Below are 23,766 nucleotides of genomic sequence, written 5' to 3'. Positions count from 1 at the left end.
TGAAAAACATCAGCTACCTGCAGTATCCCGATCGTCCTGGGCATTTCTGTTTATAGAAGCACGAATAAGCTCGATGAGATCTTGATGCCCTTTATAATCTTCCCCTTCCTCGACAAGGCGCATGCTTTCCGCAAATAGTTTATCGTGGAGATCACGACTTCCTTCACTTAGCTCTGGTTCAGTAGGAGTATCGTCTAGGTCCCATTCGCGTAGCGCTGAATCAACAAAAAGATCCGCCCCGCCGTCTGGAGCATAGACCCTTGTTTTATCAATTTTTCTTCCGAAAAGCTTTGATAACTCCATCTTATCTCCCTTTATAATTATAGCACATACGAAACGATAGGGAAGTAACCATAATTTAAACTATGTTTAACTATAAACCCCCTTCTCAAACTAGATACAATTCAAGTTACTTGGAAATATATAGAACAAAAAGCGAACTTATCACATTAGCGGTTCAAGCGGCTTTAGGCTGCCAAGATTACGCACATACAGGCCGTATCGTTGTATCGCAGTCCATATATAGCAAACCTGGACGGATACAACAATGGGTACTATAACAACCAAGAGTGCTCAATCACCATAAAACATAAAACGCCGAGGTAAGTAAAACAAAGTTTTCAATAAATTCCGCAAAACCGCATTCGGTAGATTTATCCGTCAATCACGGTAACAGCACGGGGCGTCCAGTAAAGGGCAGCCAAAGCCAAGCTAACATTACATACAAAACAAAAAATATTATCGCGAAGAGACGATAGAGCATGCGTCTTTTCGTAGATAATTTAATGTCGCACAAGGTAGCTTTTACGTATTATGGTTATTTTGATACGCTAAACTTCGTTATACATACACTTAATATACCCTTTATAACTTTTTCGCCTAACACCTCTTACGGTGGGGGATCTCCTCCATACTTTCACCATACTACGGTGAGTGCTAATACCAGGATACGTTCAAGCTACCATAAACAGAACAGGCCACACTAACCACTTTCGACTTTCAGCCGGGGGAGTTTGGGATGCCTCCAGCGCCAGCGTCGTCTCCGTCTCTCAAATAAATATCAAGCTAGGCCTTACCAAACTAAACGTTGTTACAATCTAGGCGTAACTCGTAGACTTTTCCACATCACAAGGCACCACCCAGCATGGGCATATGCGCTTATACGAGACCATGCACGACAAACACAGCATCCCGCTGGTTAAGCCTACAAACATTTGACTTTTTCCTATTTTATTCCCCTGCTCTATTTTTTCCACAAGCACCTTATTTGATTTTTTGCTATTTTGATATTATAACTATGTTTTTCTTAATCCTCTGATAAACGAACAAAAAGCGAACTAGCGGAGTAATGGGCTCCGTCTCTACCCTGTTAGTGGTGCGGCCCCGTATAACCCGGTGAGACATAGATCACCCCTATCCGCTACTTATAAAACACCCGCTGATTGACGCGCACATCGATATACGCAGGAGCCGCGCCACTACTCTGGAAGAACGCCATAGCCTTGACCGCTTGCGCTACCTGTGCTGCCGCCTCCCTGTCGGTGGTCATTTTAATACTGTATGGACGGCCCTTGATTGACAGAAGCGCCTGGCGGACGGTGTTTTGCGGCAGGATAATTTCCGTAACCTCTAGCTGGTGCTCACGAAAGCCGGCAACAGCTTGACCGAGAAAGCTAAGGAAATGGCGATTGATAACCTCCTGGCCGGCGGCAGTCGGCACACCGCTCTGGTCTTTGACGATGACTGACGGCGAGCTCGCGTAGGTGGTCGAGAATGTCACGCCTGCGTCGTCAACAAAATAGCTCTTATCGCCAGAAGTCCACTGGACGACTGGCTGGCGAAAGGTAAGCTTGAGGCGCGGCCTAGCGAGCTGGTCGGCCTCGAGGCGAACCGTCTTGACCTCCGGGGCTTTCTCGAGGAAAAAACTAGCCAGCGACTGGTGATTCAGTACAAATAAGAATCGCTCGACCGGACGTGCACTGAGATATTCATCGATGAGGCGGTGGTAGCGATCGGCCTCTTTGGCGCTCGCCGCGTCTGGCGTTTGTACCGAGACCGTGACGGTACATTGCCATGCGAGTAGACCAATGACGACAAGCACCAGCGCACTGCTGAGTAACATAATCCACCGCGTCCGGCGACGTCGAGATTTCGCATGCTGAACCGTGCGCTCTGAGGTCTCGACTGGCGAGGCAGTGTGGCGGGTGTTGAGATTGCGATTACGACGATAGGCTGTCTCGAATGAACTATCCTCGTTAATCAGCGCCGCTTGACGACGAGCTGCAATTTCGCGGCGTGTGGTCGGCGTAGATTTTGCCCGAGAAAAGGGTAATTTCACCGACGTCTCCCCTGTCGACGAATGACGGTGAGGAGCATCGCTGCCATGTCCTTGGCGGCGTTGGGCTTCGCAAATGTACCGATGTTTCGCCCGAGGCCGGCCAAGATCCGCGGTGACTTGACGAGGCCAATGACCTTCTTGCTCAGCACCTCTGGCGTCTGCTCCAGCGTCGACTCCTCAACGATCACTGCCGCCAGCGCGTCCTGATACACCTTGGCATTCTTGAGCTGATGACCAGCCGTCAACATACCATTCGGCACGATCACCGCTGGTTTATGCAGTGCCGCCAGCTCCAGCAGCGTCGTCGCACCAGCCCGCGCCACCACCACATCCGCTGCTGCCAATACTTCGGCCATGCCGTGGTTAACAAACGCTTCCAATCGCCAGCCCGCCCGACTATCAACACGCTCTTTCAGCTCGTCAAACTGATGCTTACCAGAGATCAAGAACACCGACGCCTCAGCCAGCAGCTGCTCGCGCGTGGCTACCACCACCTCGTTGAGGCGCGCTGCTCCCAGTCCACCGCCAGTCACCACCACCAGTGGCCGCGCCGGATCGAAGCCAAACTTGGCCTTTAGTTGCCGCCGCTCGGTCGCGCTGTATGGTCGAAATTCCTCAGCCACCGGAATGCCGACATACTCCGCCTTGACATCAGGATAATTATAATGCTCCAGCGGCGCCCCGGTGCCGATCTTGGCAGCAAATGGCGCCAATAGCCGATTAGTTAGCCCTGGATGCGCATCCGAATCATGCAGCACCAGCGGAATCTTCAGCAGCCGCGCCGCATAGCCAACCGGCAGGCACACGTAGCCGCCCTTGATAAAAATCACATCCGGCCGCCACCTGAGCAACTTACAAAAGCTCTGAATAAACCCAATACCAACCAAAAAGATATCACGCAGATTCGGTAGCAAAATTGACGGACGAAGATGAAACGTCATGCTTTTACCGTGGTAGCGGCGGATTTTGCCAGCGATAATCAACTCAACCGGGATCGCCTCGTCAAATTTACCAAAAATACCGCGAGCACTAGCGCCAAACTTCCGATCACACCAAAACCGCAATTCGTGATCACCCGATGAGCGCAACTCCTTACACACTGCCACGACTGGCGTAACGTGTCCGCCCGAGCCGCCGCCGACCGCCAAGATCTTTGCCACTTCCCTCTCCTTCCATTAATGGTTTGTGCGCCGTATAGGCTGACAGTTGAAATGCCAGACCCAGCGCCGCTGCGATAAATAACATGCTGGTGCCGCCATAACTGAGCAGCGGCAGTGAGATACCAGTCATCGGAATAATCCCCGTCATTGAGCCAATATTCATCAGCACATGCGACGCCACCCAGCCAAACACGCCCGCCACCACTAGCCTTAGGTGCATATCAGCCAGCCGCGACGTCACCTTGAGCAGGCTCAGCAGCAGCGCCGAAAACAGTGCCAAGATAACCAACAAACCAACAAAACCAAAGGTCTCACCCATCACTGCAAAAATCGAGTCGTTAATCGCCTCCGGCAGGTAGCCCGTCGCCTGCACGCTTTTACCGATGCCGAGGCCCAGTAGGCCACCCGAGCCGAGGGCGATGCGCGCCTGCTGGATATGATAATTATTTTCATCCCGGCTGGCTGATTGATGCGTATCACCCTGGATAAAGGTCATCACGCGCTCGATGCGGTGCGGCGACGAGAACGTCAGCACCAACGCCGCCGCCGCGATAATGAACACAATGCGCCGCAGTAGCCGAGCGTCCATCCCCGACACCGCTAACACCGACAGCACCAGCGCTACGAGCGACACACCCGTCCCCAAATCTTTCTGCAGTACCACCACCACAAACATCGACACCGCCATAACAATACCCAGCGGGATCAGCGTCTCGTTGATATCATTGATCTTGCCTTGACGCACCCGCTTGGCCAAAAATCCAGCCACAAACAATAGTAAGCCAAATTTCAATAACTCCGCCGGCTGAAAACTACCCAGTCCACCCAGATAAAACCAGCGGTACGCACCGTTGGTGTCCGATGCAAACGGCAGATGCAGCAACGCCCCACAAACCACCAACAAGAAACACGCTGCCAAGCCCGCCACAAACAGCCGCTTGGCCCACGCCTCGGTCAACCACCGATACGGCAATATCGCCGCCACTCCAAACGCCACCACAGCGGTGATGACACTGGCCAGCTGCTTATTAAAAAAGAAGGTGTCGCTATAATTCGCGCCGTGCGTATGATTCAACACATTCGCCCGCTGCGGTCCCAACGCATACATCACCACCAGCCCGAGCATCAATAACAGCCCCATGTACAGCACGATCTGATACATCGGCCGATGTCGACGCACCGCCTTGGCGGTTGAGGTGGCAGTGCGGTTACGCAATATGACCCCCCGCCAGCGCCAGCATCACGCCGATAAACGCCATCACGCAGCCAATCACCCAAAATCGCATCGTCACTTTAGTTTCTGGCCAACCGCTGGCCTCCAGGTGATGATGGATTGGCGCTGACAAGAAAATTTTGCGCTTAAAGAGTTTTTTGCTCACAATCTGGATCAAGCTCGAGCCCGCCTCGATCACAAACAACAACCCAATCACCGGCAGCAGCAGCAATGAATTAGTCAGCATTGCCACCACCCCCAAACTTACCCCGTAAGCAAAACTACCAACATCGCCCATGAAAAACCGTGCTGGATAGATGTTAAACCAGAGATAGCTCAGTAACACACCAACCACCGTGAAGCAGAATCCCGCCAGTAACACCTGTTGTTGCAGCAAGGCAATCACCCCAAACGCCCCAAAGCTAATCCCCAGTAGCCCACCGGCCAAACCATCCAAACCATCAGAAATATTCACTGCGTTACCAGTCGCCACCGCCGCAAACGCAAACAACGGAATGATCAACCAGCCAATACTCACATCTCCCATAAACGGCACATGAAAGCTCATCACGCCCAACTTGACATAGAAAAACCAACCAAGCACCAAACCAATCAGCGTAATCAGCGCAAACTTAACCGGTGCACGCATGCCAGCATCTTTCTTGTTGCTACCAAAAATATTCAAATAGTCATCGATCAGCCCCACCGCCGCACCGCCAGCAAACGCCGCCAGTGGCAGCCATGTCTGCGCTCGATCCAAATTAAACAATAATGTCACCAGCCCAGCCGCGATCACACTGATAACACCAGCCATCGTTGGAATATTGCGCCGTATTTTTCCCTCATGCAGCCGATTAAATACCTGAAGCTTTTCCCCTGTCACCGCATTTTCGCGCTGGTGCTTCCAAAACCGGTATCGATAGGCAAAAAACGTATAAATCGGCGTCAAAAACATCGCTAGTAAGAACGCCCCGACACTGAGCAAAAATACGTGCGTTAATTCGTTGGTCATTGTTTGTAAAGCAGTTGCCATGGCTATCCCTTCGGTGCTAATTTCATATAATCAATCATCCAGTTGGAGATATCAGTAAAAATTGGTGCAGCGTGAATGTTACCCTGTAAGTTCTTGCGCTTGCCAGGCGCCGCGACACGTACCATTATGACATACTCGGGGCGATTTGCGCCACCATAGCCAATATACGTCGCTACCGTTTCGTCCATGGTATAGCTACCATTGATCAGCGTCTCTGAGGTGCCGGTCTTGCCGCCGACATCATAGCCCGGCTTATCTTTATCGGGCATACGCTGATTGAGAACTGCCCGCGCTGTTGACAGCATGCCACGCATCGTGGCTGATGACTGCTCAGAAATAGTCCTGCGCAGCGGTGAAGCAGCCGAAGGCCTCAAACCGCCATTCACATCCACCGTTCCAGCTACCACCGTCGGTCGAAAATACTGCCCGCCATTCACCACCGAACAAAACGCACTGGCTGCCTGCACCATCGTCGCATTCATACCCTGCCCAAACGTAATATTGGCGTAATTCACCTCCGCCCCCGGCCGATTCGGCGTATAGAGTAGCCCCGGCGCCTCCGCTAACTCAATCCCCGTCGCCTCACCAAACCCAAATTTCTCGTGATAATACTCATACAGCGTCTGTCGCGCACCCGGGGTGATCGTCGATCCATCGCCCAGCCGCCGCGCAATCGTGATCATGCCGACATTGAGCGAATTGTTAAACGCACTCTGCATACTCGTCGTGCCGCCAAGCCCCCTTAGGGCATTACAAATTTTCCGATCCCCCACCTCAGTACAATCAGTGTTCGAGTACGTTGACTGCGGCGTCACCACACCCTTATCAATCCCTGTCGCCATACTGAACGTCTTGACAATGGAACCCGGCTCAAACGGCAGCATCGTCGTCGCGTTGCTAAACACTGCTGCGTCTTTTTGCTTGGCGTACTCGGCTGGATTATACGTCGGATAATTTGCCATCGCTAGCACCTGCCCACTATTCGGATTCATCACCATCACACTACCCTCGGTTGCGCCGGCCTTTTCGATACCTCGTTTGAGCGCTTCTTCGGCGTGACTCTGCACATTTCGATCAATCGACAACGCCACATTCTCGCCCGACTTCGCCTCGACACGCACGTTATCCTTACTCAGCGTCAGCGGCACATTACGCACATCCGCCACTGTTTTGAGCAAGCCATCGCGGCCCTTCAGCCTATCATTCAGCGCCCCTTCAACTCCGTACTGACCCTTGCCCTCAGCATTCACGAAGCCTAGCACCTGCGCCGCCAGCTGCCCCTCCGGATAGTTGCGAATCGAGCCTTTTTGGTACAGGACCCCGACAAAATCCTTGGCCTTTAACTTCTCGGCCTGTGTACGCGTAATATTACGCGCCAGCACTTCGTAGCGAGAGGTGGTGCGCTCCAGCCGCTTGGCTGCGTCACTCACTACCTCGCCGCCCGCGATTTCCTGCAATGCTGCGATAATCTGCTGACGCTGCTCTTGCTTGACCGTCTGCGGATCAGCGATCACCGTATAGACCGTCTGGTTGAGCACCGCGGGAACGGGCGCGCCGCCATCCATCATATATAGTTTGCCCCGCTCGGCAGGAATGACGAAGTGCCGCTGCTGGCTAGCCTGAGCCAGCGACACGTATTCGCTGTGCTTGATGATCTGTAGATAAAACAGTCGCATCACAAAAATCGCCATCATCCCCAACAGAATGATAGCGAGTACGCCGGTTCGAGATTGCGTTAAGTGACGTTTCATACCGCTTGTCCTATTGTACCACTTTTACCCCCAGGCTAGCGAGCGTAGTTCGTCTGTGTCGGTGTTTTCATCGCCGAGGCGACGTTGCTATGCTTGACCTTTTCGAGTGCTGTCAGCCGCGCATTCTGTACCTCTAGCTCTGACTTTTTCGTCGCCAGCTCATTCAACTGCGAATCCAGCCCCTCCGCCTCGTAACCATAGGCCGTCGTCTTGGTCGCCTGCGTCAAGTACACCAGCCCCAGCACCATAATCATCAGCGCCACCAACACCGTATGCGCCACTGGCCCGAGCTTGGTCTGTGATCGAAAACGGGTGGCGTTCTGGTTACGGCGAAGCTGCGGCCCAGGACGACGCGGCGTAAATGTGGTGGATGAGCGTGTGTGCATAAATAATTTCTGTGTGTTTAATTTGTTACGGTTTGGTTTTCGGCGGCGTGTCATCAAGACACAGGAAAACACGGCCGGTCGGCTCGCCCCTATCGTGGAAGAACGAGCCGCCGAGCTTGCATACTTTTTCCGGGAAAACTATCAAGCGAGCTTACTTAGCCGCGGCGTACCGCAACGGTCTCAGCTGCTTCTGCGTCCTGGAATTGTACTTTGATGTGGATTGGCATGGTGTCGCCCTCCTTCTTTTTGTTTATGTTTTCACGGCGTAGCGAAACTTGGCGCTTCGACTGCGCGGATTGTGAACATCTTCTGTTCCAGACACCGGTTTTTTCTCTGGGATGATCAGCTCGGCCTCGTAACCGGCAGCTGCTTGCTCCCAGCAATATCGCTTAACCAATCGATCCTCTAGGCTATGAAAGCTAATTATTCCGACCCGCCCGCCCCTGCTAAGAAGGCGTGGCAGCAGCGGCAATAATTCCTCAACTAGCCGAAGTTCGTGATTGACTTCAATGCGCAGTGCCTGAAAGGTGCGAGTCGCCGGATGATGTTTCATCCCGCCGCGACCGACAGTGTGCTTGATCAGATCAGCCAGCTCAGTCGTTCCCCGAATCGGCCTGGCACCAACAATTGCCTGCGCAATCCGCCTGGCCCGTCCGGGACTTTCCTCGCCGTAACGAGTAATCAGCCGCGTCAGCTCATCAACCGAATACGAATTGACGATATCCGCTGCCGTCGTTTCCGTCCGATTATCCATCCGCATATCCAGCGGCCCGTCAAACCGAAACGAAAAACCTCTCTCTGCTCTGTCAAGCTGCGGTGACGACACCCCCAAATCAGCCAAAATCACGTCAAATGTACGTCCCTGCTTGACCAAATCCTGCGCTGCGCTCACAAAATCCTTGTGAATCAGCGTCGCGCCTTTTTCGGCCAAATCGCCCAGCGTGCTAATCGCTTTATCATCGCGGTCAACCAGCACTGCGCCCAAGTAATTATCCGTCCTCGTCAAGAATTCCCTGGCATGGCCGCCATAGCCAGCCGTCAGGTCGAGATACCTCTCGCCTCTGGCTGGCCGCAACCTATCCAAGGTCACCTCAAGGAGTACGGGAACATGAATCGGTTCGCTCACTTGAAGCGCTTCCGACTGTGGTGGATGTTCTTTAATACTCATAGCAAAAGTATACCATCCCGCAAGCCGATCCGCACGAGCGTAAGCGAGCTTTAGGGGGAGGAGGCAGCGCAGACGAATTTAGTTCGGCTGGCTGCCGGAGGGGTGAGCCCCTCCTCTTTTGCTGCTCGAGATCACCTAACTGGATATTTAATTCTGGCCGTTTTGTATTTGTGTTTTGTTTGTTTTTGTTGTCTAAGAGTGGAAATGTGATGATTATCAGTGACAACCATAGTTTCCAAAAGAGACTTATGTGTGAGGTGGAGTTTTTTGGGAGGTGTTTTGAGGAAAGAACGTTGCCGTTTTTATCGTGGAGCAAATTGCCACCTGCCATCTTCAAATACCCAGATAGTTGATCTCGAGAGGTTTTCAAATTGTTAAAGTACTAGACCAGCTAATCAGTCTGCATTCTCAGCCGCCATCAGCCGAAAATACGCGCCCGCCCGCACCGCCACGACTTCCCGGTCAATGCCAGCATAGTCGAGTAAATGCTGCTCAATCGTCACTCGCCCCTGTTTCTGGTCGAGCGCCGAGGCGGTTTTACCGCGGCGAAACTTGACGTTCAGGTCGGCCACACGCTCATCCAGAATACTTCCGGTCAGCGCGCCCTCCACTTCCCGATCCCAGACTCGCTGTGGATACAGGTGCAGATAGTTGCCAAACCCGCGGGTCAACACAACGCCAGACGCAAACTCTGCCCTGAGCTCGGCCGGGATCGTCAAGCGCCGCTTGTCGTCCAACTTTCGCTCAAAGTAATCTGTCTGCACGTCGTCCTTCCTCCGTGGTAGATTAGTTGGTTTTTTCGCAGTGGATGTTTGTTTTGGTTGGTGTTACCCGCCAACATTCGTTCCACTGATTCCACTATACTACCCACAACTACCCACATGCAAGCCTTTTTACCCACTTTCTACCCATTTCCCTACCAAACAAAAACTTTTCCACGATTCTGTGGAAAAGTCTAGTGGTGCTGTGCTCGACTAAAACACTATTGGTTACGGTGCACCGCATCACGGGTCGTGCGATATAACTCACGCTGAAGTCGCTCTAATATATTGCACGTATCAAGATCTGCCCCTTGCGCAGTAATCTCGCGCAAATTTTCATCAGCAGCAACTTTATAGACGTGACAATCACCTCTTTCACCTTCATCGGTATTATCGCAACAAATACGATACGTGTCGAACTCGGTCTTCGACACATCACCGTTTTCATCAAACCGACCAAGAGTAACATCCTGAGAACTAACACCCAAACGATGCATCGCACCCGCTATACTATCCAAATAATTCTGCGCCACCTGCTCGCAGTCAATGAGGGTTTGACTCATCTCCTGTGATACTTTGAGTAACTGTTCTCGTAGTGATGGACCGCTGTTTCTTTCTACTGTCTCGCTCATTGGATTTTAACCTCCTCTCTATGCACACGTGTTAACCCGTTTTTAGTTACTGCTGTCATTGATGATGCGTTTATTGTACCCTTGTCTTCTGTGGTGATTTGCATATTGCCTGTTCCCTTTATAATGTAAGAACTTGTTGCCCCGTCCAATCCGCTAATAACCTGCACCCCAGGAAACGCCTTAGATAGCGCTACCGCCGTACCTCTACGTTGCTGTGGCTTGTCACCAACCATAAGAGCATCAAATCTTTTTTCCCGCACAAGTGGATGACACGAGTTTAGTATGATCGTGCCTATCCCCAGCGTCTCTATCAGGCTACGCATACCTTTTTTATTGTACCATTTCCGAGGATTGGGCGGTATCTTCTCGTCCGACGACATGAAAAAACGACTCTCAGAACCATGACCAAACAAGACAAGCGTATCAAACGTATTGCTATCGACGCCAGCTCCTTCTAGCTTTTTTACTACACGAGACAGATCGCTCGTATGGTTTATTTCAACAGCAAATGTATTGGGGGATTCTATATCTCCATACGTCCCCGCAGCACCGTTATGGTCTCCTGTAGCACCCCTGACGATAATCGTTGCTGGATTACCGGATTCGGTACGTCCAGTTTCTAGTAGCTTCAGCGTACCCCTCAAAGTCTCTGGACTCCAATCACCAAAATGGGTTATCCCAAGTTCTTTCTGCAGCTTTTTGGCGTTGTCTAGTCCAACTCCATCAATAACCTTGTCCATATCGTTAACCCACTGATGCCAATAGTAAATCAGATTCCCATCATAACTACCACAAATTTCGGAGGGAGTCATGCCTAGCCAACGCGCCTCAAAATATTTATGCATTACCTCCGCATCTACCCATTCCCCCCTATCTCCTCTGCCATAGTACCTAATTACCAAGTGGTCGATATGGCTTACCGCATCTTCAACAAGTACTTGGCGCAGCGGCTCTGGAAAATCCTCTCGTTCTCTTGCATCTCGCGGCCAGTAGCACGGTGGAAAACCACGATCCTCCAACCACTTCATTGTCGTCTTGTAACCATAATCGCAATTATGGTTCAACATCGTAACATATCTAGCTACCTCACTGAGGACCATGTCCCTAAACTCTTCGGCCACCCCCTCGGGCAACATCCTTTCGACTCCTATCAGTTCAAACATTGAGTGCTGGTATTCATTGTCAAAAATATAGGAGGGATCATAGCTATCAGCCAAAGAGCGTACTGAATTGATCAGCTCCCACATTACGTGACGCAGTTTATCGGTAAGTTTTGGCATATGCTCATACTGTCTCCCAAAAAGCTCCTTAACACTATTTCGTGCTAAGCGCAATAAAGTATCCCCGGCGTAATCAAAATCATAATCTTCCGACTCTGGATTAAGCCGACCATCACTCGCAACCAACTCTCTTATATTAGGTATAAATTTTTCTATTTCTTCATACTTACCAGACATAAGCATATCTGCGATATCACTGTCCTCTAGAAGAATATCAACGTAGAAGTCACACCGCTCCTCAATCTCCTCAATTCTCTGCAGTGTTTCATCGTCAAGTGTTTCTGCTGTTTCTTCCGCACCATCAGAATTTTCACTATCAGCACCACTATTGTCTCTGTTAGCTTGGCCGTCTTCGCCGCACGCTATAAGCCGCAACGCCAAATTGCCCACAGCCTTTCTTATCCTACCCAAGAAGCCCGGTTTTTCGCCTTTTGTTTCTGACAAGAGAGGCTCCTCAACAACCTGGGACGGGGGCGTCCCCTCGCCAGCAGCACTAATGTTAGTCGTATTTGTTTCGGTCATTACTAGTTGCATAGTAGCATAATATATCAATAATGTCAACGGCGCTATCCTTGCCCACAGCTTACGCCAGTACCGCCCCTAGATAAGCTACACGCGCAGCTTCTTGATCACCGCCGCAAACCAGCGGGCGCTCGGCCGTACCGTCCGGGTCATGGTCTGCCGGTTGACTGCCGCCAGACCAAACTTTGGCCAATAGCCCTTGTCCCATTCAAAATTATCAAGCAGACTCCAGTGTAGATAACCAATCAGCTTGATATCGCGCTTTAGCGCCTCGTGCATTGCCTTGATCGTCTCGGTCAGCCACCACTGCCGCTGGCTATCAGTGCCGTCCGCCAGCCCATTCTCGGTAATCATAATCGGCAACCGATAGCGCTCGGCTACGTCCTCCAGTAGATACTGCAATTTATCCGGCTGCATATCCCAGCCAAGATCACTGACCTTCAGATACGGATCATGCGCCCGATAGCCATAAATCCGCCGGGCAAAGTAATAATTGATCGCCAAGAAATCACTATGCCGCCGCACTCGACGCAGCACCCACGTGTTCAAGAAATAATGTGCCACCCGCGCACTAGCACGACTAAGAATCGCATCATCGCCAGGATAGCAATAGATCAGATGATGCGCCATCGACACCTTCCACTTTTTGCGAGCACGCGTCAATTTATACACTTTTTTATGCGCCGTAACGAGGTTATAGAGCACGCGCAGCATATCACGCTTACGAGTTTTATTCGGCGGCCAATGCCCCTCGAGGTAGCTCTCGCCGGCGTACACGGTCGGCTCGTTAATGGTCACGATCCACTCAATGTCGCGCCCCAACTCGCTCAAAACTTTCTCAACGTAATACACGAAATATTTGATATTGCGCCGCTTTTCAAAGCCGCCCTTGGCCGCAAACCACTCTGGTAGTGTAAAATGAAACAGCGTCACCACCGGTGTAATACCCATCTTTTTCAGCGTCCGTAGATACGTCCGATAGTGGGCGATCGCCGCCGCATCCCACGCGCCCTCTTGCGGCTCAATTCGCGCCCATTCAATACAGAATCGAAAGGCATTCATGTTGAGGCTCTTGAGAATCGCGAAATCTTCCTCATAGCGATGGTAATGATCGACACCCCGCCCCGATACGTAGTTGTCAGACCTGGTCGCCTCTTTTTTGATGCGCGGCCAGCTGTCAATATCACCAAATTGATGCAGCGCCTGCACGGACAGCCGCTTGGCATGTTCAAGCTCCCACGTCGTCCACTGGTTCACCAGGCCACCCTCGACCTGATGCGCCGACGTCGCTGCACCCCATAAAAACTTCTTCGGAAACACGATGCGTTCAGATTGCTTCGCTGTCATCAATGTATATTATACCAAGTTATCAGCTCATCTGCCATCCTGGGGCTACTGCACCACATCCTCCCCAAAATGCTTCTGCAGCCGCATGCGAATTGAGCCTTCATGCCGGCCAAGTTGTTGACTAAGCTGCTGGATGGTTGCTCCCTGCAGAAACTCCTGTTTGAGGATGTCATCGTCGGCTTTTTCCCACGGCATGTAGGCGTTGGGGTGGGTTTCGCGCATTTTGGCAATCTTTTGCTGCCAGCTGCCGGACTGAGATTTTTTACCGGATTTTTTTGGCACCGACTGCTTTCGCTTCATTTCCTCCAACATTGGACGATAGTGCTTGGCCGCCTCATCACTTGCCCGCTGCAGCACCTCATCAATCGCCAATGCATCTGGTGAAATTTCCAGTGCCTTGCGGTTGATGCCATAGAGATACAGATTATCAAGATCCCGCACCCGACTGAGCGCCACATAGCCCATACCTTCAACGAACGCTTTTCTCAGGTCAATTTTTGCCGCGTCCAGTGTCATGCCTTGGCTTTTATGCACGGTGATAGCCCACGCCAGGCGCAGTGGTACCTGGGAAATGCTAGCGCGCTTACGCTCACCATCACGCAATTCCCACACATCCGGCACCATGGTCACCTGCTGGCCACTGCGAAACTCCACAATTGGATAGTCCGTCAGCGGCTCGAAATCCACCACCGTGCCGATACTACCATTGGCGTACAATTTCTGCGGCGAATTTTTCACCGCCATCACCAACGCACCCAGTTTCAACACCAGCTCACTCGGTGCCAGCACCGACCGCTGCAGACTCTCGACATACACCTTTGAGCCTGTCGTCGTCTGCTGATACGTCCGCTCCTCGCCCGCCAGCTCCGCCAGCTTCTGGCTATTGATGGCGTCAACATCAACATTGACGGTGTGTAGCTCGGTGATATCACCATCAGGCGGCTGAACTTCCGTTCGCGCCAGCAACATCTCAGCGTGATGCCGCCTGATATCGTCATTTCTCAGCGCCGTTAAAATCTCCAGCAGCTGCTCGTCATTTTGCCGATATTGCCGCTCCAGATATAGCACCGCCGGCTGCAATTCCTGCCACACCTCCGAGTACACCACGAAGCCGCCGCCCTGCTCGCTCGGACGATTGATTGGCGGCAATTGGAAAAAATCGCCACTCATCACCAGCTGCACACCACCAAACGGCTGGTCGTTTTCCCTGACGCCGCGCAGCACCCGATCGACCATATCCAACCGAAAATCATGCAGCATGGAAATTTCGTCAATCACCAACACATCAGTCTTGGTAATCACCTCACGCCGCGTTTTTGACAGCCGATCAAAAAAGTTGTTCGGGAGGTGATCGCTAACGCCAATACCGCTCCAACTGTGAATGGTATTGCCGCCCAAGTGCGTCGCCGCCAGCCCCGTCGTCGCTGTTACCGACACCTTTTTACCCTGGTCACGCGCCTGTGCAATAAAAGTGTTCAGCAGGTGTGTTTTGCCGGTACCAGCCGCACCCGTCAGCAGCGCCGACCGACCGCTCATCAAAATCGCCAGCGCTAATTCCTGGTCCATACTTAACCTCGTGGCGGTTCGCCCTCAGGCTCGCCCAGCAGTTTTTTCGACTTAATTTCGTAGCGTTTGCCGGTAATTTTGCTCTCAATGTAGTCCTCGTTGATCAGGTTCACAAACATATCCAGATCATTGCCATCCATGATGATAATCGCGCCGTTATCATCGCTCATTAGCTCCAGCTGCATCTCATCAGCATAGTCCAGCACCTGCTCTTGTTTGACCTCACCGATCTCCAATTTCTGCAGTTTATTGATGGTCTTTTTACGTTCCTTAACCAGCGCATTCAGATCCAGCCCCTCCGGGAAACTCAACTTATATTCCTTTTCAATTTCCGCCACTTTCTTATCAGCAATCACTTGCTTCTTATACTCATAGCCAAACATCCGCTCGAACTTTGAAGGATTAAAGGCAAATATATCCTGACCGATGATCAGCACCTGGTTATCATCTGGCACCTTAAACCCAACCTCCGCCTTAAACGCGCCAAACTTGCCGTCAGAAAACTCCCACGCCAGTGCGCTTTTGAGCGTCTGTCCCTGCTGGATCAGCTTGGCTGTATAAAAGACTTTTTCTGGATCATTCGGATCAGTAAACCGTGCCAGCACACCTTTCATTCGCTTAAACTCATGCTCAGTTTCCGAAAACTCTACGATGTCGCCACGCTCATGCTCGATCAAATGAATCAAGGTTTCCGCTCGGCCAACCTTGGCGAGGTCTGTTCGTAGTAGCACGTTGTCTTCCGCTTCGCTCAGCTCATAATCCCGCACGCTAAGGCCGGTACCCGCCCCCAAATTGACTTGATTGATATAGTCAAACAAAAATAGCGGCCGGAGCTGTTGCTCAACATCGCCCTTCAAAGGCATAACATACGGCGTGTAATTTTTATTAAACAAAAACAGCTCAATCTGTAAGTCATTCTTCTTCGCGTCAGTTTGATTGGCCCACAAAAAAATATCAGTCGTTTCCCTCACTTCTTCCATGAGGGTAATTATAGCAATTTTCTTGCTGAACCGCCAGACGGCTGATTAGATCCGTTCACCGAGCCGCGCCCGGTTAGCCCATTCATCTGCCAGCTCATTCCCCTCGTCGCCCTCATGGCCGCGCACCCAGCGGAGCTCCGCCTGAGAATTTGAATATAGCTCATACAGTTCTTGGACAATATCCAGATTTTTAATCTCGCCACCCTTCTTTGTCCAGCCGCGCTTTTCCCAACCCGGCGCCCATTTAGTCACCACATTGATCCAAAACTCGCTGTCAGTATAAATCACACACGGCGCACCGGCTGCATCCTGAAGCGCCGCAATTAGCGCCTTACCTTCCATGCGAATATTGGTCGTCTCGCCATCCTCCGAGCCCAAAATCCACGGCTGAAGATTGCGAATGACTGCGAACCCACCCGGACCAGGATTGGGACTAGCTGAACCATCAGTGTAATAAATTGTCATATTCTGATTATACATAGTTTCCTGGGCCTAGACGAGTTCATGCTGCAGGAAATACCACAAATCCTCTAAAAATGCATCACGCGCCGTGATTGAACGCTCGTTTACCATCAGATCATGGCTGGCGTAGTCGCGCCGCTGATGGATCTGCTTGAGCAGCTGAGACATCGTTTGAGCAATGAAAAGTTTCTCCTCATCAGGGACTGGGCGTTTCCGCTCTAACTGACGAATATATTTATAAATAATGTGCGCCACTTCCCCCGTTCGTGAGCGCTGCCGCTCGGCCTTGGTGACAAACTGCACTTCGACCGGTACGCCCTTGTCTAGCTCTGGATGATCCATCAGGAAGGTCACTTTAGAAACCTGATATTTCTGGCCACACTGCTTTACACTTTCATCATCTTGAATGGCAAACTCGCAGCGTCCTATATCAAACCCGTGTTGCCACATTTCCCAGCGCACGGCATTAACATAATCAACCGTACCCTGCACATATATTGCACTAGATTTGCTATTGGCCTTTTTCAGCTGAAACGCTGGGTTCATATCAATTCGCCGCTGTAAAAACTCCACGAAATCACGTGCCTGATCCTTTACCGTACCTGATATAACGGTCAGGCCGAGTACGTCCATCGGCGTATACTCCAGTTTGTCATTCTGGCGAGCTTCATGCACCTTGGCTGCCCACGACCCCACGGTTTTCAGGCGATATTTTCCCTCTACTTTCTTACCATTTTTTGCTAAGAAATCTCCAATGTGAATCGACCGATTCGGGCATGATTCTTCGCTACGCGGACCGACCACTGCTTCGGTCTTAACTTCCTCAGTACCAAAAATTGTATTAACTAAATTGCGGACACCAACCTGGCGAATTGTCTCATACTGCTCGCGGATCTCCTTGACGAGATCATGCTCGCCCTGCCCCTTTAGCCGAATGATATGCGCCTGTGAACGCAGGCTTGCCGCCAGCCCATCAAACCCCATCACTTCACACAGCGGTGCATAGAACGACTCCGCCTCCAAGACATCCTGCAGTTTGGCAGATTCACGTGATGATGACGGATAGCGCATATTGTCGAGTAGCTCACAGGCCTTGATGATCACCGCCTCGATATTGGTCTTATCCAAAAACTCAGCCATCTGCTCCACATCAACAAATGGCTCGATCTGCCGCCATGCTTCAGCTGGCACCGAACCGTTATAACGATCCGTGATAATCTCTCTGATATTTTCAGGAATAGTATTAGCCACCTGTAGTCGGTGCTGGCCAGAAGCCTTTTCCGTCTCAATAAGGTCCGCTAGGAGCGATGCTACATATGCACCCTGCTCGCGCGTCATCCCAGTTTTAGGATTCGTAAATACATCGGCCAGAGCCAAGCCGGCGGCCTGTCGACGCTCCGGCGTGCACTTCTGGCTATCTCTGTTGTGAAAGCGGTCAACCACGTCATGCAGTAGCACGGCATGAATTGCCTCAGGCGGCAGTTTCAAACCGGCAAACTCCTCCACCAGTTTCATCGTTCGCTCAGCATGCTCCACCAGATCCTTTCGTTCATTCACACCTTCACCTTGAAAATACCCCTCGAGTGTCAACTGAAAAGGAAACTCAAGAGATGGACGTTCAAGATTGATCTCAAATTTCTTTTGTGGCGTGCCCAGCTGCTCTAGCTGCTCACTGCACGAAGAACATAATTCACTCATAATCCAGTTCGTTATCAAACTGGGCTATTATAACAGATGATGTATATTTAGTCAATAAAATAGGTGCCGGCATCCGGATACGCATTGTACTGTTTCAGCGACATGCTCTGGCAATACGCCCCGGCGTCAAAGATCACTAGCTTATCACTAATCTCTGCTCGCGCTAGCCGCCGCGATTCGAGATTCTCTGGATTACTGGGCGCTGGCGTCAGGATATCACCCGTCTCACAGCAATGCCCCACCACGATGTACTCTCGCTGCTCCTCGCGACCCGCGAGTACCATCATCTCGTGCTGCGCGCCATACATCCCCGGCCGGGTGACGTCATTCATGCCGGTATCGAGGCGCAAAAACGTGTGGCCATCCGCACCAGTATCCACAATATCCACCACCTCCGCCACCAACACACCAGCATGCGCTACCAACCACGTTCCTGGCTCAATTTCTAGGTGTAATTGCCGCCCCGTTTCCTCAGCGAACTGAGCTAATTTCTGAGAAAACACCTCGCAAATGACCGCCAAATCCGCCTCTTGTTCATCGCCAAACCGATGCACTTTGAAGCCACCGCCAATATCTAGAGTGGTCACCTCCGGCAGTCGCCCAACCAGCGCCAGCGCTGCGTCCATCGCCTCGCCCCACAACCGCGGATCAGCACCCGAACCAATGTGAATATGCAGCCGATCAATAGTCATGCCATGACGCCTCGCCAGCTCCAGTGCCTGCTCGGTATAGGCATGCCACAAGCCAAAGCTGGAATTAACCCCACCGGTCATCGTCCGGTTATTGTGCCCCGAGCCCATACCAGGATTGAGCCGCAGACCGACCGTATTTGGGCGGCATGGACTCGAGGCAACCAGCTCCAATTGATGAAGCGACGTCGCCACGTAACGCACGCCAGCCCGGAGCAGCTCGTCGAGATTGTGCGCTGGCTGCTGGCTCGAGAGGCTGATACTTGGGCCGCTCACTCCCTGCTTGAGCAGTAGTGCTGCCTCGTAGCTTGAACTCACATCAAACTGCAACCCCAACTTATCAAATAATCGTATAATCTCGGGGTGCGAATTTGCCTTGGCCGCGTAACGCACCGTCAAGCCGAACGGCACCTGGCATGCTAGCGCCTGCCGGGCCCGCTCCTTCAACATCCGCCTTGAATATACAAAACTCGGCGTATCAAGCACCTCGGGCAGTTGATCAATTGGAAAGTTTATACCCATCCACTATCTCAGGAATTTGACTCAATGCTGTCGCTACTGGCCACGCTAGATGCTCTGGCGCCGCAATGCCGTTATATTCTGCCGTTTGAATAAACCGCACATTATCAGGTAGATCGCTGCCGATTGGCTTATCATCAACCATCCATACCTCGCCAGTTAGGTACTGCTCGCGGAAATAATCGCCTTTTGGCTGGAGCGTGGTGATGATCTCTACTTCCTTAAGCGACGGGCACAGCGCCGCCTTGAACCGCTGGTAATTCGCTGGTCCATAGGTCAAGACATGCACCGTTCCGCGCTGCCTGGCCCAGGCTACCACCTCAGCCACTCCGTCGTATTCCATTCGCCCATCAGCCAGTGCCGACTGAAGCAAGAACGAGAACGCCTCCTCATCATCAAGTCCCGCCGCCCGCACATGCGCCGCGAAATCATAATAGTATGCTTTCTCAGTGCGCACATGAAAGTCAGTCCGCCGCGCCAGCTCTGCTTTACTATCAATACCAAACTGCTGCCCAAGCAGCCCCCACTCTGCCTCGTCCAAATTGCTCGTCCGAAACAAGGTGCGATCAAGATCAAGAACTAACTTCAAACTCATGAAAAGTAGATCCTCATTAGTTCTCGCGCGATTTTATCGCTGTCGTGACGGATCAGACTACGCAGCGCCGCCAGCGGATCGGCCTTTTTATTATGCTGACGAATGCCATTAGCGATCAAGTGCTTACCTGAGGCATAATAATGCTTTTTCTTGAGCTCTTCCTCATCCCATTCCACCAAATATTCACCATTGTGCGCGTATTTATCAAGCAGCTCCTTTGGCGGACGATAATTGTTATACAGCACATAATCCATGCTCACCCCAGCAAACCGCTCGATCTCATCAACAAAATCCGCCACCGTAAAGCCATCGGTCTGCGTCGGCTTGGTCACTAGATTACAGACATACACCTTCTTGGCCTTGGTCTCGGCTAAAGCCCTCGTCACACCGCGCACCAGTAGCGCTGGCGCCAGACTACCGTACAATAACCCCGGCGCTACCACCACGAGGTCAGCATCTAGAATCGCCCGCCGAGCCTGTGGATTGATCGTTGCTGGCGGACTGAGTTCCAGCCACGGCCGCTCATCGCCTGGAATATTCGTCACCTCGATAGCATGCTCGCCCTCAACGACCGTGCCGTCACGCAGCCTCAGCGATAGCTTGGTATCGTCCAGCGTAATTGGAAACACCCGTCCGTTTACGCCGAGCACCTCGCTGGCTGTCTCGACTGCCTGCGAAAAACTCCCCGTCATCTTTTCCAGCGCCGCCATGAACAAATTACCAAATGCGTGCCCCTTCATACTACCCTCGTCAAACCGGTAGTTGAATAGGTCGCGCACTTTCGGCGAACTACTCAGCGCCACTAGACATTGCCGTACATCACCTGCCGGCAACACACCCAGCTCATCGCGCAGCATACCTGTCGAGCCGCCATCGTCAACCATGTTGACCAGCGCCGTGATGCTATGGGTATACTTTTTCAAACCCGATAGCAGCGTGAAACTACCAGTTCCGCCGCCAATTACTACAATTTTTACTCCAAAATATTCTCTATTCAATTCGTACGTCATGCCCGCATTATATCACTTCAGAGAGCTTAGACCAACGTGCCCTTTGGTAGCGGCCACTCTAAGAACGTCTGGTACTGCGTGTTAACGGCGGTCAATATATGCTCAGCCACCTTGGCTGGGTCGTTGAAAAAGGCATAATCATCCGGCCGACGCCCTTGCCAAAACGGCGTTTTCATCGCCCCGGGCAAGAATAGCGCTACGCGAATCGGTAAATGCTGCTCGTCTGCCTGCAACGCCAAGCTACGCGCCAGCCCCGCCTGGGCGTGCTTAGTCGCCACATAGACGGCTTCGTCGGCGCGAGCTTTGACGCTGCTGGTTGAGCCGATTACCGTTAGTGTAGAGCGTATCCGCTGCTGCGCCATCCTATGCCACGCCCACTGTACCAACGGCAACGGACCAGCGAAATTAACCTCCGCCATCGAGCGCGCATCAGGCTGATCCTCGAAATCACCGCGCCAGCCATAGCCCGCCGCCCAGACAAATTGCTCAATGGCGTCACCACCCAAAATCTGCTCAATCCGCGCCGGCGCTGCCGCTACTTGCTCGGGATAATACACGTCCAGCGGGAAGCCCTCGCCGTGCTCCTGAGCGTTATGTATCTTCCCCAGTACCAGCACACGCTTGCCATTTTTCCTGAGCTGCTGCGCCATTTCCAGGCCAAGCCCGCTCGTCCCACCAAGAATAATATGCATGTGGTTATTATAGCAGGAGGAGTGATGGGTTGTAAAATGCCAAGCGTAGGCACCTCAGTTAAGATAATTGAGTATCTTTACTGCTCCCTCAACTTCTTCATCAGGATATCATAGCCATCCGTCACCTCATCGTGCCGGTTACCAATCCCCAACTCGGCCATCTCGCGCCACAAACCATTAACTATAGCGGCAGGATCAGCATCCTCATCGGCTAATTGCTCCAGCTCCATAAAGTCGCCTAAACCCTCCACCGAGTCGATGCATACTTCTACATCGTTCAGTTTGCCAGTCTGGCGAGTCTTTGACACGTCCGAAAACGGCACGAAACCTAGCTCCTTGACGATAGCGATCATGACGTCTGGATCGCCAACTTCTGTTTCATGCTCAATACTGTCCAGCTGACCGGTCACTGATCGCTTGAAAGTGAATAACGCCCGCTTCGTTTCATTTTCGCCTTGCCCACGCGTTTCGGTACGCACCCGCAGCCAAGGCACCGTATTGCCGTCGCCGCCAGCTTCTCCCGGCAAACCAAACACTTGATCACGCTGATGCACTGACTCACCAAGGACGACACCCTCCGCCGCCAGCACAGCAAGCGTCCCCTCTCTATTTTGTAGCCTAGCCTTTATCTCGATCTCTCTCATACATAAATAATACCACGGTTAAGACACGCGCATTTGCGAATGGCACTTCAGCCAATCAGCAATCGCATCAATATCGAAATGATCGGTCGCGGCGCGGACAGCGAAATCTTCTAGTTCACCTCGCTGTGCTGTAAAATTATATCCATTCACCTCCAGCAAAGTCAGCCCGGCGAGCATTGCCGTCCGCTTATTACCATCAGCGAACGGATGGTCGCCAATAATCCCGCGCATCAACGCCGCTGCCTTGGTAAATACTGTTGCGTATAATTCCTCGCCAAATACTACTTGATGCTGTGTTGACACCGCAGCCTCCAGCCGTCCGACGTCACGCACGCCACCTGCACCGCCGTCTTTGACAAGCACTAGCGCATGAAGCTGCAGAATCTGCTCGAGAGTCAAACTAACCATTAGCGCTTCGCCAAGTGAGAAAAGTCCTTTTTGTATCGCCTAAGGAGCGAATTTGCAGTTTTGAGCACTTGATTATCGTCAGCCGCCTCCGAACGCTTACGTACCGTGACTTCAAGTTCATCGCCATCGCGAATCCCCAGCGCCCGCAAATCCCGCGCCGGCAGCGTCACGCCGCGGCTGGAACCAATCTTGATAACTTTTTGAATGGTGGTGATATTCATACAAACATTATAACAAAATTATAATTTTATTGCAATATTAGCGAAACCAAATCAATATTTACCGCACGATTTCGCTATGCAGCTCCTGCCATTTCATATGCGCCCCATAGGCTCGAGCTGGCGCATCAACCTCGCTTTTCTGAAGCAATAATTCCTCAGGATCAATAAACATTATTTCATCGCCCTCTTCACCTGGTATAAAATCAAAGTTCTCCGGCCAGACGCGACAATAAAAACAGATTTGATTTGCATCAAGCCGCTCGATATACATCTGTTCTGATGCGTCAAACAGTTGATAGCGCAAATCACCTTTATAGCCAACTTCTTCGTATAATTCACGTTTCAGCGATGATTCAAAATCCTCATCATAATCCATGCCTCCGCCCGGCAAATCCCAATAAGTCCGATTAATTTCCTTAACGACCAAAATCTGCCCAGCGTCGTTATAGATGAGAGCTTTGAGCGAAATTCGGTAGAGGTAATCGTGGCGAGTCACTCCGACTGAATCTTGCGTTACGAGATACCCGTTGGTGAGTTTTGTCATAGGGATAATTATAACACTTTTAGTCTAAACCCAGCGTAAGTACCATCGTGCTTATATGCCTCCTCGCCAAGGAACGCCGGGATAGTTTGCAACATATCGTTATAGACAAAGTTTTTAAGACCGACTGTATTTTTTTCTTCCCCATCA

The 23,766-nt window shown here is 51.7% G+C and carries 24 protein-coding genes; all 24 read right to left on the bottom strand.

Features of this window, described 5'->3' with window-relative positions:
* Positions 1-9 precede the first annotated feature (9 nt).
* Complete coding sequence (locus GWK77_01430) at positions 10-303, bottom strand: hypothetical protein (protein ID QHU92838.1); 294 nt, start codon at positions 301-303, stop codon at positions 10-12.
* Between the two features lie 1,117 nt (positions 304-1,420).
* Positions 1,421-2,338, bottom strand: a complete 918-nt coding sequence (locus tag GWK77_01425; protein ID QHU92837.1) for a hypothetical protein — start codon at positions 2,336-2,338, stop codon at positions 1,421-1,423.
* Positions 2,335-3,498 carry a hypothetical protein gene (locus GWK77_01420; GenBank protein ID QHU92836.1) on the bottom strand — a complete coding sequence of 388 codons (1,164 nt, stop codon included), beginning with the start codon at positions 3,496-3,498 and terminating at the stop codon, positions 2,335-2,337. The genes GWK77_01425 and GWK77_01420 overlap by 4 nt, the downstream gene beginning before the upstream one ends.
* Positions 3,431-4,714, bottom strand: a complete 1,284-nt coding sequence (locus GWK77_01415) for an FtsW/RodA/SpoVE family cell cycle protein (GenBank protein ID QHU92835.1) — start codon at positions 4,712-4,714, stop codon at positions 3,431-3,433. The genes GWK77_01420 and GWK77_01415 overlap by 68 nt, the downstream gene beginning before the upstream one ends.
* Positions 4,707-5,744 (bottom strand): phospho-N-acetylmuramoyl-pentapeptide-transferase, encoded by a 1,038-nt coding sequence (mraY, locus tag GWK77_01410; protein QHU92834.1) that lies wholly within the window; start codon positions 5,742-5,744, stop codon positions 4,707-4,709. Before mraY ends, GWK77_01415 begins: the two co-directional genes overlap by 8 nt.
* Positions 5,745-5,746: 2 nt before the next feature.
* Entirely contained in the window at positions 5,747-7,495 is a 1,749-nt protein-coding gene (locus GWK77_01405; GenBank protein ID QHU92833.1) for a hypothetical protein, read from the bottom strand.
* Between the two features lie 35 nt (positions 7,496-7,530).
* Positions 7,531-7,935, bottom strand: a complete 405-nt coding sequence (locus GWK77_01400) for a hypothetical protein (protein QHU92832.1) — start codon at positions 7,933-7,935, stop codon at positions 7,531-7,533.
* A 196-nt stretch (positions 7,936-8,131) separates the two neighbouring features.
* Positions 8,132-9,049, bottom strand: coding sequence for a 16S rRNA (cytosine(1402)-N(4))-methyltransferase RsmH (rsmH, locus tag GWK77_01395; GenBank protein ID QHU92831.1), 918 nt, complete (start codon positions 9,047-9,049; stop codon positions 8,132-8,134).
* Between the two features lie 395 nt (positions 9,050-9,444).
* Complete coding sequence (locus tag GWK77_01390; protein ID QHU92830.1) at positions 9,445-9,813, bottom strand: cell division/cell wall cluster transcriptional repressor MraZ; 369 nt, start codon at positions 9,811-9,813, stop codon at positions 9,445-9,447.
* Positions 9,814-10,031: 218 nt separating this feature from the next.
* The gene (locus GWK77_01385; protein QHU92829.1) at positions 10,032-10,442 is read right to left on the bottom strand and encodes a hypothetical protein; all 411 of its coding nucleotides are present in this window, start codon (positions 10,440-10,442) and stop codon (positions 10,032-10,034) included.
* Entirely contained in the window at positions 10,439-12,244 is a 1,806-nt protein-coding gene (locus tag GWK77_01380) for a hypothetical protein (GenBank protein ID QHU92828.1), read from the bottom strand. Before GWK77_01380 ends, GWK77_01385 begins: the two co-directional genes overlap by 4 nt.
* 87 nt (positions 12,245-12,331) lie before the next feature.
* Positions 12,332-13,591 (bottom strand): family 1 glycosylhydrolase, encoded by a 1,260-nt coding sequence (locus GWK77_01375; protein QHU92827.1) that lies wholly within the window; start codon positions 13,589-13,591, stop codon positions 12,332-12,334.
* Between the two features lie 45 nt (positions 13,592-13,636).
* Positions 13,637-15,157: an AAA family ATPase gene (locus GWK77_01370; protein QHU92826.1), complete on the bottom strand. Its 1,521-nt coding sequence runs from the start codon at positions 15,155-15,157 to the stop codon at positions 13,637-13,639.
* Between the two features lie 2 nt (positions 15,158-15,159).
* Positions 15,160-16,137 carry a DUF4868 domain-containing protein gene (locus GWK77_01365; GenBank protein QHU92825.1) on the bottom strand — a complete coding sequence of 326 codons (978 nt, stop codon included), beginning with the start codon at positions 16,135-16,137 and terminating at the stop codon, positions 15,160-15,162.
* A gap of 45 nt (positions 16,138-16,182) precedes the next feature.
* A complete protein-coding gene (locus GWK77_01360) occupies positions 16,183-16,602 on the bottom strand; it encodes a ribonuclease HI (GenBank protein QHU92824.1) in 420 nt (139 codons plus the stop codon).
* 27 nt (positions 16,603-16,629) lie between these two features.
* Positions 16,630-18,297 (bottom strand): hypothetical protein, encoded by a 1,668-nt coding sequence (locus tag GWK77_01355; GenBank protein ID QHU92823.1) that lies wholly within the window; start codon positions 18,295-18,297, stop codon positions 16,630-16,632.
* 47 nt (positions 18,298-18,344) lie between these two features.
* On the bottom strand, positions 18,345-19,508 hold the full coding sequence (locus GWK77_01350) for a diaminopimelate decarboxylase (protein QHU92822.1): 1,164 nt from the start codon (positions 19,506-19,508) through the stop codon (positions 18,345-18,347).
* The gene (locus GWK77_01345; protein ID QHU92821.1) at positions 19,486-20,100 is read right to left on the bottom strand and encodes a hypothetical protein; all 615 of its coding nucleotides are present in this window, start codon (positions 20,098-20,100) and stop codon (positions 19,486-19,488) included. Before GWK77_01345 ends, GWK77_01350 begins: the two co-directional genes overlap by 23 nt.
* Complete coding sequence (gene yvcK, locus GWK77_01340; GenBank protein QHU92820.1) at positions 20,097-21,110, bottom strand: uridine diphosphate-N-acetylglucosamine-binding protein YvcK; 1,014 nt, start codon at positions 21,108-21,110, stop codon at positions 20,097-20,099. The genes GWK77_01345 and yvcK overlap by 4 nt, the downstream gene beginning before the upstream one ends.
* 26 nt (positions 21,111-21,136) lie before the next feature.
* Entirely contained in the window at positions 21,137-21,802 is a 666-nt protein-coding gene (locus tag GWK77_01335; GenBank protein QHU92819.1) for an SDR family NAD(P)-dependent oxidoreductase, read from the bottom strand.
* 77 nt (positions 21,803-21,879) lie between these two features.
* On the bottom strand, positions 21,880-22,446 hold the full coding sequence (gene cyaB / locus GWK77_01330) for a class IV adenylate cyclase (protein QHU92818.1): 567 nt from the start codon (positions 22,444-22,446) through the stop codon (positions 21,880-21,882).
* Positions 22,447-22,464: 18 nt separating this feature from the next.
* Entirely contained in the window at positions 22,465-22,854 is a 390-nt protein-coding gene (locus tag GWK77_01325; protein ID QHU92817.1) for a type II toxin-antitoxin system death-on-curing family toxin, read from the bottom strand.
* The gene (locus tag GWK77_01320) at positions 22,854-23,075 is read right to left on the bottom strand and encodes an AbrB/MazE/SpoVT family DNA-binding domain-containing protein (protein QHU92816.1); all 222 of its coding nucleotides are present in this window, start codon (positions 23,073-23,075) and stop codon (positions 22,854-22,856) included. The genes GWK77_01325 and GWK77_01320 overlap by 1 nt, the downstream gene beginning before the upstream one ends.
* Positions 23,076-23,133: 58 nt before the next feature.
* The gene (locus tag GWK77_01315; protein QHU92815.1) at positions 23,134-23,619 is read right to left on the bottom strand and encodes an NUDIX domain-containing protein; all 486 of its coding nucleotides are present in this window, start codon (positions 23,617-23,619) and stop codon (positions 23,134-23,136) included.
* Positions 23,620-23,766 lie beyond the last annotated feature (147 nt).

The organism is Candidatus Saccharibacteria bacterium oral taxon 488, from assembly GCA_010202645.1.
In the GTDB taxonomy this organism is placed as follows: Bacteria; Patescibacteriota; Saccharimonadia; order Saccharimonadales; family Saccharimonadaceae; genus Nanosynbacter.
The sequence above is the reverse complement of the archived record's forward strand: the minus strand, read 5'-3'. Positions and strand labels throughout refer to the sequence as shown.

Excerpts from the sequence above, each read along its gene's own strand:
- GWK77_01320 (QHU92816.1), bottom strand. The coding sequence starts at position 23,075 with ATGAATATCACCACCATTCAAAAAGTTATCAAGATTGGTTCCAGCCGC.
- mraY (QHU92834.1), bottom strand. The coding sequence starts at position 5,744 with ATGGCAACTGCTTTACAAACAATGACCAACGAATTAACGCACGTATTT.
- GWK77_01370 (QHU92826.1), bottom strand. The coding sequence starts at position 15,157 with ATGGACCAGGAATTAGCGCTGGCGATTTTGATGAGCGGTCGGTCGGCG.
- GWK77_01400 (QHU92832.1), bottom strand. The coding sequence starts at position 7,935 with ATGACACGCCGCCGAAAACCAAACCGTAACAAATTAAACACACAGAAA.
- GWK77_01365 (QHU92825.1), bottom strand. The coding sequence starts at position 16,137 with ATGGAAGAAGTGAGGGAAACGACTGATATTTTTTTGTGGGCCAATCAA.
- GWK77_01315 (QHU92815.1), bottom strand. The coding sequence starts at position 23,619 with ATGACAAAACTCACCAACGGGTATCTCGTAACGCAAGATTCAGTCGGA.
- rsmH (QHU92831.1), bottom strand. The coding sequence starts at position 9,049 with ATGAGTATTAAAGAACATCCACCACAGTCGGAAGCGCTTCAAGTGAGC.
- GWK77_01405 (QHU92833.1), bottom strand. The coding sequence starts at position 7,495 with ATGAAACGTCACTTAACGCAATCTCGAACCGGCGTACTCGCTATCATT.
- GWK77_01360 (QHU92824.1), bottom strand. The coding sequence starts at position 16,602 with ATGACAATTTATTACACTGATGGTTCAGCTAGTCCCAATCCTGGTCCG.
- GWK77_01345 (QHU92821.1), bottom strand. The coding sequence starts at position 20,100 with ATGAGTTTGAAGTTAGTTCTTGATCTTGATCGCACCTTGTTTCGGACG.
- GWK77_01385 (QHU92829.1), bottom strand. The coding sequence starts at position 10,442 with ATGAGCGAGACAGTAGAAAGAAACAGCGGTCCATCACTACGAGAACAG.
- GWK77_01335 (QHU92819.1), bottom strand. The coding sequence starts at position 21,802 with ATGCATATTATTCTTGGTGGGACGAGCGGGCTTGGCCTGGAAATGGCG.
- GWK77_01350 (QHU92822.1), bottom strand. The coding sequence starts at position 19,508 with ATGGGTATAAACTTTCCAATTGATCAACTGCCCGAGGTGCTTGATACG.
- GWK77_01355 (QHU92823.1), bottom strand. The coding sequence starts at position 18,297 with ATGAGTGAATTATGTTCTTCGTGCAGTGAGCAGCTAGAGCAGCTGGGC.
- GWK77_01380 (QHU92828.1), bottom strand. The coding sequence starts at position 12,244 with ATGACCGAAACAAATACGACTAACATTAGTGCTGCTGGCGAGGGGACG.
- GWK77_01430 (QHU92838.1), bottom strand. The coding sequence starts at position 303 with ATGGAGTTATCAAAGCTTTTCGGAAGAAAAATTGATAAAACAAGGGTC.
- GWK77_01375 (QHU92827.1), bottom strand. The coding sequence starts at position 13,591 with ATGACAGCGAAGCAATCTGAACGCATCGTGTTTCCGAAGAAGTTTTTA.
- GWK77_01325 (QHU92817.1), bottom strand. The coding sequence starts at position 22,854 with ATGGTTAGTTTGACTCTCGAGCAGATTCTGCAGCTTCATGCGCTAGTG.
- cyaB (QHU92818.1), bottom strand. The coding sequence starts at position 22,446 with ATGAGAGAGATCGAGATAAAGGCTAGGCTACAAAATAGAGAGGGGACG.
- yvcK (QHU92820.1), bottom strand. The coding sequence starts at position 21,110 with ATGACGTACGAATTGAATAGAGAATATTTTGGAGTAAAAATTGTAGTA.